Below are 10641 nucleotides of genomic sequence, written 5' to 3' on the forward strand. Positions count from 1 at the left end.
TCGACGCGCGATCGGATTGGCGGTGGCGGTGGGCGCGGCGATCCTCGGCGTCCTCGCGTCCACGCAGAGTGCCGTCGCTGAGCCGAGCCCCACGACGCCGGACCTCGGCCCCAACGTGATCGTCTTCACTCCGGACATGCCGCAGGCCGACATCCAGGCCAAAGTCGACTCGGTCTATTCGGAGCAGGTCGACAACGAGATGGGCACTCAGCGGTACGCGCTCCTTTTCGAACCCGGCACCTACGGTTCCCCGTCCAGCCCGTTGGACATCAAGGTGGGCTATTACACCGAGGTCGATGGCCTCGGCCAGGACCCGTCGGCCGTCACCATCAACGGTGGCGTGACCGCCACCGGCCGCAACGGCAGCGGCGCATTGGACACTTTCTGGCGTTCTGTGTCGAACCTGACCATCCATGTGGTCCCGACCGCCGACGGGTGCCACACCGGCAACGAGATGTGGGCGGTGTCGCAGGCTGCGCCGATGCGCCGGGTGGACGTGAAGGACTACACCACTTTCATGCCGTACTGCGAGAACCCGAACTATGCGAGCGGCGGGTTCGTGGCCGACTCGAAGTTGGAGGGCGGAGCGCTGAACGGATCTCAACAGCAGTTCTACGTTCGCAACAGCGACCTGGGCGCGGGCTGGTCCAACGCCGTGTGGAACCAGGTGTTCTCGGGCGACATCAACGCCCCGGCACAGTCCTTCCCGAACCCGCCATACACCACCCTGACAGCCACGCCGGTGTCACGCGAGAAGCCGTACCTCTACGTGGATGCGAGCGGCAGCTACAACGTATTCGCGCCCAGCGCGCAGACGGACTCCACCGGCACCACCTGGGCGGACGGCCACACCCCCGGCCGGTCGTTGCCGTTGAGCAGCTTCTTCGTCGCCCATCCCGGTGACTCCGTCGCGAAGATCAACTCCGCATTGGCCCAGGGCAAGAACCTGCTCGTCACCCCGGGCGTCTATGACATCGCGCACAGCATCGCGGTGAAACGCGCCGACACGGTCGTCCTCGGTCTCGGTATGGCCACACTCACCGCACAGGACGGGGCGATCCCGATGACGGTGGCCGATGTCCAAGGCGTCGACATCGCCGGTCTGACCTTCGACGCCGGACCGGTGAACTCCACGACGCTGCTGCGCGTCGGCAGCGGCCACGAAAAGGGCGGCAAGCACGTGGGCACTGCCAGCAACCCGACCGCCTTGCAGGACGTGTTCTTCCGCATCGGCGGACCGCACGTCGGCAAGGCCACAACCAGCCTCGAGGTCAACAGCGACCACACGCTCCTGGACGACATCTGGGCGTGGCGGGCCGACCACGGCGTGCCCGGCTCGGTCGGCTGGACGGTGAACACCGCCGACACCGGAGTCGTCGTGAACGGCGACGACGTGACCGCCACCGGCCTGTTCGTCGAGCACTACCAGAAGTACAACGTCGTCTGGAACGGCGAGCGCGGCCGGACCGTGTTCTTCCAGAACGAGCTGCCCTACGACGCCCCGAACCAAGCGGCGTGGCAGCACGACGGCGTCAACGGCTATGCGGCCTATAAGGTGGCGGACTCCGTCACAACCCACGAGGCGTGGGGCCTGGGCAGCTACATCTACACCAACGTCGACCCGACGCTCCACGCGACCCAATCATTCGAGGTTCCGAACACGCCCGGCGTGGTGATGCACGACCTGACCACAGTCGCGCTGAACACGAACGCCGGCACGATCGACCACGTCATCAACGGGCAGGGCCCCGCGGCCACAGGCGCGACCAGCGGGGTGGCCCACACCGTGACCACCTACACCGACGGCACGGCCCAATAGTGGCCCCTCCCCAGATCGGGGAAGGGCCACCGTTTCGGAGTCGCTGCTCAGCTGTTGCAGCTGCCTGAACCCGAGTCGGAGTATTCGAGGGCCGACGCGCTGAGCCCTGCGCCCTGCAGCGCGGGGGCGTACGAGAACGAGTATCTGTGCTGCTTGAGCGTGAGCTTCATCGTCCCGTAGCCCTGGTTGTAGGCGGTGACCACGTTCTGGTTCGCGTAGGTCCCGTCGGCGTTCGTCGCGAGCGCGTCGAGTGCCTCACCGCCGGTGCCGATGATGAACTCCGGGATGCCGGCCTTGGGGTCGTACTGGCCGGCCGGGTTCATCGGCTTGAATCGCGCGTAGGCGTGCTCGTGACCGTTGAGGATGAGCGTCGCGTGGTTCGCGTAGAGCAGCTTCCACCAATCATCCGTCACCTGACCCTCCTGGCCGCCGGCGCCAGGCGCGGAGGCCGCGACGGTCGCCGTCGAGGCGGTGGTCGCGCTGAAGGTCGGCTGGTGCCAGTAGGCGATCGTGCACTGCTGCTGGTTGTTCTTCAGGTCGTCGGTGAGCCAGTGGGTCTCCTGCGCGAGCAGCCCGCTGTCGGTGGTCGAGCAGTCGTTGCCGAACGCTGCGGAGTTGCACTCCGCGTTGAGGGAGATGATGTGCCAGTTGCCGAGGTTGTACGAATACCAGCCCTGGTCGGCGCTGGTGTCGTCACCGGCCTGGCCGGAGGTGTTCGGCGCGCCGCTCTGGTCGTGGCCGTTGAAGTACGCGAAGTATCCATCGCCGTTCTGGCCGGCTTCGTTGTCACCCTTCTTCGCGTACGAGTAGTACTCGTGGTTGCCGGGGGCGGGCCGCTCGAGGAACTTGAGCCCTCCCCAGGCCTGCTCGAAGGACCCCTCGAAGTCGCTCAGCTTGCCGACCTGATACTGCTCGTCCCCGAGGAGGGCGACCGCGTCCGGCTTCATCGCGTCGGTCTGCTTCGCCGTGGCGAACTCAGCGTCGTAGCCGCCGAGGCTCGGGCTGCCGCATTTGAGGGAAGACGGATTCGCCGTGTTGGCGCTGTCGTCCGGCTCACAGGCGATGTCGCCGACAGCAGCGAGCGTATAGGTCTTGGCGTTGTCGGCCTTGACAGCGGTGTTGTACGGCCAATCGTTGTCGATGGTGGGCGCCGCGACTGCGGCCGCCGCGCCGAAAAACGTTGCCACGACTACGCCGGCGGCGATCAACGAGATCCTACGAGTCCTAGAGCGCATTCCAATCCTCCTGACGGGCGGGCCCAGGCGACGCCGCTGCCAGCCCAGAGGCTAGGGTCACGAGACGACGCCCCGATGAATCGCCGGCGACGCTCCGGTGAACGGGTCGTGAGGACGTGGTCGGGTTGAAAGCGAGGCATCCGCGATCGGTGCCCCGTCATCCGCGCCCGTCATCGGCGGCACGCTGGAAGGACTTTCGGCCCTGCCCGATGTGCCTCCCCGAGCGCAGTCTTCACCCAAGGCGGAGGAGGCGGTTGTGGAGATCATCGAAAGCGCGGCGCCCGGCATCTATCTCGGCTGGGGCGCCTTCGTCATCCAACTCGGCAACCTGATCGTCATCGCGGTCATGATCGCCCTGTTCGTGCTCGCCCTCGTGCTGCCTTTCCCGAAAGCACGGCGCCGCAGATGAGCACGCAGAAGACCGCGACCGCGACCCGACAGGACGACACGTCGGACGAGGTCTACACCTGGACGGGGCGCGCGCGCCGGTGGCTTCTCAAACGTCTTCCGCCGGACAAGCTGCTACCGCAAGACCAGCCCAGCTACGTCGCTTCGTGGATCTATGTGTTCGGCATGGCGGCGCTCGCCGCTCTCGCCGTCGTCATCATCTCCGGGCTCGTCCTCAGCTTGAACGGTCCGGCCTGGTACCACGTATCGAGTCTGGGGCACTTCACGAACGGCGTGCACCTGTGGAGCGTCGAGCTGTTCTTCCTGTTCATGGTCGTGCACCTCTGGGGCAAGTACTGGATGGCCGCCTGGCGAGGAGGGCGCGCCCTCACCTGGATCACCGGAGTGATCGCCTTCGCCGTCTCGATCGTCGCCGGATTCACCGGCTACCTCCTCCAGACCAACTTCGACTCGCAATGGATCGCCTTCGAAGGCAAAGACGCGTTGAACGCAGTGGGCGTCGGCGCCTGGTTCAATGTCGCCGACCTGGGGCAGATGTTCACGTGGCATATCGCCCTGCTCCCGTTGGCCGTGGCGGCGATCGTCGCCTTGCACGTGCTGCTGGTGCGAATGCACGGCGTGGTGCCACCGATCGATGCAGCCGAAACCGATGACCAAATCGTCCACGCGGGGAACGAGTCGGAGGTAGAGCGATGACGTCGTCGCCGAACATGTCGTGGCGCAGCCGGGACGATGTAGCGAGCCGCCCGTGGCGAGGACGCGTTCGCGACTACGACCTCATCAAGGAGGTCACGGTCGGCTTCGTCGTCGTTTCGCTGCTCACTCTCGGGATCGTGGCGCTCCTCGGCTCACCGGACGAACCCAGCGTCACCTTCACAGACTGGTCGACGAGCCAACCCGTCGACTTCGCGACGACCGCGACCGCCGAGCTCGCGAAGGCGAGCGACACCGCCGGCTACGGGCCGCCCTACAACGCGACACCGGACGCGACCCAGACGCTCGGACCGCTGGATCTGCAGAGCCTCTCGGGTGTGCGCCTCCCGATCGACACGGCGAACGCGTTCGTGATCGCCCCACTCAAAACGCTTCCGACCGTGCCCCCTGCCGTCGCGCTCTGGTCTTCAGCGACGGCTGCGCAGCAGACCCGCTGGACGAACGCCTACGAGAAGGCGCTCGCGGGCGACAAGGGCGATACGCTTCCTTCTTCGCGCGCCGCATACGGTCCCGTCCCCGCGATCATCTCGTCGCTCACTGCGATGGCGCGCAGCGGTGGTCTCGACGCCGCGCTGGCCGGCCAGGGCGGCTTCTACAACCTCGACCACACGCCGGCGATCCTCTTCCTCGGCGACGGAACGTACTTTCAGAACCTCGCGGCAGCCCAGCATCTCACCGGCGACCAGTGGGGGATGATGAACGAGACGGGCAACTATCCAGGGCAGTCCTGGCTCTGGCTGTTCTCCCTCTTCTATCAGGTGGAGCCGTTCTCCTCGGCACCCAACGCCGACCTCCTGGTCGTGCTCATCATGGGCGTCCTGACTCTGCTGCTGGCCCTGATCCCGTTCATTCCGGGGCTGCGCACGATCCCCAAATGGATTCCCCTTCACCGTCTGATCTGGCGCGACTACTACCGTTCGCGGACTCCTCATCCAACGCGAGACGCAGTCGCCGGGCGATCCGTGGGTCACGGGTCGACGTGACCCGCCGCATCCGGGTCGGCAGGATGCCGATCCACCTTCACCCAGATCGGAGGGTGCGGGAGCCGTCGCTCGCGGTACAGCCGCAGGGCGAAAGGTGCCCAGATGATGATCGCGACACCCACTCCGATGAGCATCCCGCCGATGGTGTCCGAGATCCAATGGGCACCGAGATAGGTTCGGCTGAGCATCATCAGGATGGTGTAGACAGCCCCCGTTATCCAGACCCAGGTTCGCCAGAAGATGATCCCGAGGGTCGTCGCGATGAGCGCCGCGTTGGCACTGTGGCCGGAGGGGAAGGAGCCGAAGTCGGGTTGAACGAGAATCTCCGTCGGTCGCGGGCGTCCGACGAGAACCTTGATGATCGTCGCGATCGTCACACTCGTGATGGCGGCGATCGCGTAGTACAGGGCTGCCCACGGGCGCCGCCAGATCAGCAGCCCGCCGATGATCGTGAGCGGCACATACACGAACGAGCTGATGCCGCCACCCACCCAGTCGAAGACCAGGGCCGGGATCGTCCACACCGGAGCGCGCGCCTCGACCAGCTCCCCCATCCACTCGACCTCGAAGCCGAACGGCTTGTCGGCCTCCCGGTAGAAGATCACAGCCGCCAGCAGGACGACGAGGAGGAGAGCCGCTACAGCCGAGACGACCCACCACAACCGCGCGATCCGTACCTCGGCGGGAGCATCACTGTCGACGACGTCCTCGATCACCTCCTTCGGCGCGCGGCTCACGCGGCCCTGTTCCCCGTTCACCGCAACCGCCCGGCAGGTTCGACCCGCACGGTCCGCCACGTATCGACGGCGATCACACCGCCGACGACGACCAGGGAGAGCGAGATCGACGCGAATATGTCGGTGGGCCAGTGGTACCCCAGGTAGACCCGCGAGGCTGCCGTCGCGATCGCGAGGGCGGCCGCAACAATGAGCGCGATCACCGTCGTCACGGGATTGCGGCGACGAGAGAACACCAGGTACGTCGTGATCAGGAGAAAATCGGTCGCGCCCATCACATGTCCTGACGGGAAGGAAGGAGTGTGATCCGCGCCGATCAGCATCATGTTGATGGGTGGCCGTTCACGGCCGATGACCGGGGCAAGGATCTGGACGGTCGCCACGCCGACGATCATGCTCCCGGCCAGAAGCAATGGTCGCCATGCGTGTTTTGCCGCGAAGCCCCACCACACGACGGTGACGAGGACGATGATCGGCAGGGCGACCGGTCCGAACACCGTGGCGACGGTCGCCATGACGACCGTCAACGTCGGCGATCGCATTCCTTCGAGCCAACCCTGCACCGGCTTGTCGATCACCGAAAGGCCGTCCCCCTCCTGAACGGAATCCAGGATCACGAGGAAGGCCGCCAGTCCGATCAGGGCGAGCACACCGGCGATGATGTAGAGGTTTCGGCGAGAGGATGCGGGCACCGGCCGGACCTCGACGATGAACTTCTCGTTGAATCGACGCATCGTTCCACGCTCGTCAGGCGGCACTACGGTCATCGTCGACCTTCCTCTCTGCGCCGTCTGGCGCCGTTTCGCTGCATCCGGCGTGGCCTGATCGAGAGCGCACGCAACCTGGGGCCGAAGCCATCAGGCTTCTTCGAGGTCGCCCGCGCGGTCGGGGACATACTTGTACAGCTCGCGGGCGGGGCGCTCATAGTCGTCAGCCGACGGCCGGTCGGGGAGCTTCAGTTTCTTCGGCGCGACCGTCTCGTACGGGATCTGGCTGAGCAGATGGCTGATCATGTTCAAGCGGGCCGATTTCTTGACGTCGCTCTCAACAGTCCACCACGGTGCTTCAGGGATGTCCGTCGCCTTGAACATGTCGTCTTTGGCCCGGGAGTATTCCTCCCATCGAGTGATCGAATGAAGATCCGTCTCCGAGAGCTTCCACCTGCGCATCGGGTCCTTGAGCCGCGACTTGAACCGTTTCTGCTGCTCGTCGTCGGACACCGAGAACCAATATTTGAACAGCATGATGCCGTCCTCCACCAGCAGTCGCTCCAGCGCGGGCGCCTGCCCAAGGAATCGGTCGTACTGCTCAGGAGTGCAGTAGCCCAGCACGTGCTCCACGCCGGCCCGGTTGTACCAGGACCTGTCCATCAGCACGATCTCGCCCGCCGCGGGAAGCCGCTCCAGATAGCGCTGGAAGTACCACTGCCCCTGCTCGCGTTCGGTGGGAACGGCCAATGCGACCACGCGAGCAGACCGCGGATTCAGGTACTGGATGATCCGCTTGATGGCTCCGCCCTTGCCCGCGGCGTCCCGTCCTTCAAAGATGACCAGAACCCGCGCCCCGGTCGAGACCACCCACTGCTGCATGGCCACGAGCTCGATCTGAAGCTGTTCGAGTTCGGCTTCGTAGGCCGCCCGGGTCGGGCCATCTTTTTTCGACTTGGCTGACATTTTTCCACCATAGGAGCAAAGGCCGGACACACCGCATTCGCACCTGGGGGTTGACAAACGCCGAGTCACAGGCCTTCCTGGGGTGCTTCTCTACTACACCCCTTTGGACCCAGAAGCCACCCCCCTCTTCGTCGCCGTGCAAACGCCTACGCTGGTGCCGCGCCTCGCACTCCGCGGGACCCGATCGAAGAAGCTTGAGCCGCTCATCCTCTGGAGGTGTCTTATGTTGGCCGCATTGAGTGCATGAGCGCGAACCCCGTATCAGCAGCGGCGCACGCGACCTACAACAGTTCCGGCCTGCGGATGCTGGCCCGGATCGGTTATGTCGCGTCGGGCATTCTGCACGCATTGATCGGGCTGCTTGCCATTGCGGTAGCACGTGGCGCCGCTGGGACGGAAGCGGATCAGTCCGGCGCACTGGCCCAGGTGGCCCAGACGCCGGGGGGAGTGTTCGTCCTGTGGGTCCTGGTGATCGGATTGGCTGCCTTGGGTCTGTGGCTGGTGGTGAGCGCCTTTTTGTCACGCTCAAGCGATAAGAAGAAGCGGGTGTCGCACTTCGTCAACGACTTCGCGAAGGGCGCCGTCTATATTGTTCTGTCCCTGACAGCGCTGGTCTTCGCGCTCGGGGGAACGACCAGTAGTTCGTCGAGCACCAGCGATCTCAGCACTCGCATCATGTCTTCCCCGGGCGGTGTCTTCGCCATAGGCGCAATCGGCCTGGCGATCTTCGGCGTCGGCGTCTACTTCCTGGTCAAAGGCATCGGCCGCAAATTCAAGAAGGACATCACGGTCCCCCGCGGCGTGGCAGGCAAGGCCGTTGTCGCCTTGGGAATCTTCGGCTACCTCGCCAAGGGCATCGCGCTCGGCGTGGTGGGCATCCTCTTCCTCACCGCTGCCGCGACCGCGAACCCGGCCAAGGCAGACGGACTCGATTCCGGATTGAAAACCCTCGCAACCCTGCCCTTCGGCAGCGCGATTCTGATCGCGGTCGGCGTCGGGCTCATCGCCTACGGGGCGTACTGCGTGGTGCGTGCCCGATTCGCGCATCTCTGATCCAACCTCTCTCGAATCAGTCGCCGCAATCGAGTCCGGACTTGTTGGGTCGAAATGGACGATTTCGACCAAACAAGTCCGGACTCGATTGCTGTGCGTCCCGCATAGGCGCTGAGGTCGGTCGGCGGGAGCGGGCGGGCGAGGGTCAGCCGACCGGGATGAAGAACGCGACCAGCGCCACCACGACGGCGATCGCGAACGCGAGACCCGAGATCTGCAGCGCCTTGCGCTGATCCTTCCGCCGGAAGTCGGCTTCGAGGACGCTCTCCTCTGTGCCCAGTTCGCCGAAGTTGTACAGTCCGCGTGTGCCGAACCCGACGCAGAAATGGAATGCGGCCTGCAGGAACCCCTGCGCCGACAGGAACGCCGGCACCGCCACCAGCAGCCGCCACGGCGCGGGCCAGGCGAGCGCGAAGGCCAGCACGAGGAACACCACGCCCACCGCGGCACCGATGTAGCCGGACAGGCGTCGCCTGCGGATCTCGGCCGGCCCGATGTTGCATACGCCGGGCTGATAGACCTTCTCTTGCGTCGTCATCGAAGCATTCCCTCCAGGGTGGGTTGAAGGCGACCGGACAACGGCCGGCGCCGCTGCAGGTAGCAACCTCTCGAAGCGGCTCGGCATTCCGCCGCTCGGCCCTCCCGCCTGTCGACCGGCGTGCGATCGACAATCGGGAAATGCCTGGACGGACGGCCCCGTCGCCAGTAGCGTGACCGCCATGAACCCGTCCTCGAAGTCCGAGACGTTCCTGGAGGTCGCGGGGCACGAGGTACGCATCTCGAGCCCGGACAAGGTGGTGTTCCCCGAGCCCGGACTGACCAAGCTCGACCTCGCGCGCTACTACGTCTCCGTCGCCGACGGCGCCCTGCGCGGTGCGGGCGGGCGGCCGATGGTGCTGAAGCGCTTCGTGAAGGGCCTGTCGCAGGAACCCTTCTTCCAGAAACGCGTTCCGGATGGCCATCCCGCGTTCATCGACACAGCGACGCTGCACTACGCCAGCGGGACGTCGGCGGAGGAGGCGGTCGTGCGGGATGCCGCCGGACTCGCCTGGGTGTCGAACCTCGGCTGCCTGGACCTCAACCCGCACGCCGTGCGCGCCGAAGACCTCGACCATCCCGATGAACTGCGGGTCGACCTCGACCCCATGCCCGGTGTCGACTGGTCGCAGATCGTGGACGTCGCCTTCATCGCCCGCGAGGTGCTCGAGGACCACGGCCTGGTCGGCTGGCCCAAGACGAGCGGCTCTCGCGGCCTGCACATCCTCATCCGCATCGCGCCGAAGTGGGACTTCGCCGATGTGCGACTGGCCGCCGAGACGCTCGCCCGGGAGGTCGAGAACCGCGCACCCGGTCTCGCCACCGCGCGCTGGTGGAAGGAGGAGCGCGGCGAGAGCGTCTTCGTCGACTTCAACCAGAATGCCAAGGATCGGACGGTGGCGTCCGCCTACTCCGTCAGGCCGCTGCCCGACGCTCGCGTCTCCACGCCGCTCGACTGGGAGGAGATCCGCTCACGCCTCCCAGAGGAGTTCACGGTGCCGAGCGTGCTGCGCCGGTTTGCCGAGCGCGGCGACCCCCACGACGGCATCGACGACACGGTCGGCTCCCTCGACGGGCTACTCGCTCTCGCAGGCCGGCTCGGCCCTGCCGAGAAGCCTCCCCGGGCCGGCGACGGGGCCGGCCGCCGCGTCTCTCGGATGCCGCTCATCGAGGTGGCGCGCACCAAGACGAAGCCCGAGGCTCAGGATGCTCTGGATCAGTGGAAGGCCGCCCATCCGGAAGCCGCCGCGCTGCTGCATCCAGCAGACGAACTCGTCGACGGGATGCGCGGCTCGAGCTCGCAGTGGTATCGCGTGCGGATCAACCTCCAGCACGTGCCCGAGGCCGACCGGCCCGCGCAGGGCGAACTGCTGGCCGATTACGATCCCTGGTCACGGCGCGCATGACGTTCCCCGCGCGCCGTGACCCGACCCGCGATCCGCGCCGCACAGCAATCGAGTCCGGACTTGTTGGGTCGAAATG

Annotated in this window: 11 protein-coding genes; 6 read left to right on the plus strand and 5 right to left on the minus strand. The window is 66.0% G+C overall.

Going from position 1 to position 10641, the window contains the following annotated elements:
• Positions 1 to 22 precede the first annotated feature (22 nt).
• A complete protein-coding gene (locus tag ACFVV5_RS12365; RefSeq protein ID WP_387244092.1) occupies positions 23 to 1819 on the plus strand; it encodes an adenylyl cyclase in 1797 nt (598 codons plus the stop codon).
• A gap of 47 nt (positions 1820 to 1866) precedes the next feature.
• Here ACFVV5_RS12365 and ACFVV5_RS12370 read toward each other — a convergent pair whose 3' ends face one another.
• Positions 1867 to 3006: a metallophosphoesterase family protein gene (locus ACFVV5_RS12370; RefSeq protein WP_387244095.1), complete on the minus strand. Its 1140-nt coding sequence runs from the start codon at positions 3004 to 3006 to the stop codon at positions 1867 to 1869.
• A 304-nt stretch (positions 3007 to 3310) separates the two neighbouring features.
• Between ACFVV5_RS12370 and ACFVV5_RS12375 the strand changes: the two genes are divergently transcribed.
• Genes ACFVV5_RS12375 through ACFVV5_RS12385 form a run of 3 tightly spaced genes read left to right on the plus strand, consistent with a single transcriptional unit; the run spans position 3311 to position 5159 of the window.
• Positions 3311 to 3463, plus strand: coding sequence for a hypothetical protein (locus ACFVV5_RS12375; protein WP_387244098.1), 153 nt, complete (start codon positions 3311 to 3313; stop codon positions 3461 to 3463).
• Entirely contained in the window at positions 3460 to 4158 is a 699-nt protein-coding gene (locus ACFVV5_RS12380) for a cytochrome b N-terminal domain-containing protein (RefSeq protein WP_387244101.1), read from the plus strand. The genes ACFVV5_RS12375 and ACFVV5_RS12380 overlap by 4 nt, the downstream gene beginning before the upstream one ends.
• Positions 4155 to 5159: a hypothetical protein gene (locus ACFVV5_RS12385; RefSeq protein WP_387244104.1), complete on the plus strand. Its 1005-nt coding sequence runs from the start codon at positions 4155 to 4157 to the stop codon at positions 5157 to 5159. Before ACFVV5_RS12380 ends, ACFVV5_RS12385 begins: the two co-directional genes overlap by 4 nt.
• Here ACFVV5_RS12385 and ACFVV5_RS12390 read toward each other — a convergent pair.
• The 3 genes from ACFVV5_RS12390 to ppk2 form a co-directional block, all read right to left on the minus strand.
• Complete coding sequence (locus ACFVV5_RS12390; RefSeq protein WP_387244107.1) at positions 5144 to 5896, minus strand: phosphatase PAP2 family protein; 753 nt, start codon at positions 5894 to 5896, stop codon at positions 5144 to 5146. The two genes, ACFVV5_RS12385 and ACFVV5_RS12390, sit on opposite strands and share 16 nt — an antisense overlap.
• A 17-nt stretch (positions 5897 to 5913) precedes the next feature.
• Complete coding sequence (locus ACFVV5_RS12395) at positions 5914 to 6546, minus strand: phosphatase PAP2 family protein (RefSeq protein WP_387244110.1); 633 nt, start codon at positions 6544 to 6546, stop codon at positions 5914 to 5916.
• 207 nt (positions 6547 to 6753) lie between these two features.
• Positions 6754 to 7569 carry a polyphosphate kinase 2 gene (ppk2, locus tag ACFVV5_RS12400; RefSeq protein ID WP_387244112.1) on the minus strand — a complete coding sequence of 272 codons (816 nt, stop codon included), beginning with the start codon at positions 7567 to 7569 and terminating at the stop codon, positions 6754 to 6756.
• Between the two features lie 243 nt (positions 7570 to 7812).
• Between ppk2 and ACFVV5_RS12405 the strand changes: the two genes are divergently transcribed.
• A complete protein-coding gene (locus ACFVV5_RS12405) occupies positions 7813 to 8622 on the plus strand; it encodes a DUF1206 domain-containing protein (protein WP_387244115.1) in 810 nt (269 codons plus the stop codon).
• A 145-nt stretch (positions 8623 to 8767) separates the two neighbouring features.
• On the opposite strand, the gene ACFVV5_RS12410 is transcribed toward ACFVV5_RS12405, so the two are convergent.
• Entirely contained in the window at positions 8768 to 9160 is a 393-nt protein-coding gene (locus tag ACFVV5_RS12410; RefSeq protein ID WP_387244118.1) for a hypothetical protein, read from the minus strand.
• 181 nt (positions 9161 to 9341) lie between these two features.
• Between ACFVV5_RS12410 and ACFVV5_RS12415 the strand changes: the two genes are divergently transcribed.
• On the plus strand, positions 9342 to 10565 hold the full coding sequence (locus tag ACFVV5_RS12415; RefSeq protein ID WP_387244121.1) for a DNA polymerase domain-containing protein: 1224 nt from the start codon (positions 9342 to 9344) through the stop codon (positions 10563 to 10565).
• The last annotated feature ends 76 nt before the right edge of the window (positions 10566 to 10641 follow it).

Origin of the sequence: Leifsonia sp. NPDC058248 (assembly GCF_042881905.1) — a bacterium.
Taxonomy (GTDB): domain Bacteria; phylum Actinomycetota; class Actinomycetes; order Actinomycetales; family Microbacteriaceae; genus Leifsonia.

Bases quoted from the DNA above. Each gene is read 5' to 3' on its own strand.
- ACFVV5_RS12385 (WP_387244104.1), top strand. From the start codon at position 4,155: ATGACGTCGTCGCCGAACATGTCGTGGCGCAGCCGGGACGATGTAGCG.
- ACFVV5_RS12415 (WP_387244121.1), top strand. From the start codon at position 9,342: ATGAACCCGTCCTCGAAGTCCGAGACGTTCCTGGAGGTCGCGGGGCAC.
- ppk2 (WP_387244112.1), bottom strand. From the start codon at position 7,569: ATGTCAGCCAAGTCGAAAAAAGATGGCCCGACCCGGGCGGCCTACGAA.
- ACFVV5_RS12405 (WP_387244115.1), top strand. From the start codon at position 7,813: ATGAGCGCGAACCCCGTATCAGCAGCGGCGCACGCGACCTACAACAGT.
- ACFVV5_RS12380 (WP_387244101.1), top strand. From the start codon at position 3,460: ATGAGCACGCAGAAGACCGCGACCGCGACCCGACAGGACGACACGTCG.
- ACFVV5_RS12410 (WP_387244118.1), bottom strand. From the start codon at position 9,160: ATGACGACGCAAGAGAAGGTCTATCAGCCCGGCGTATGCAACATCGGG.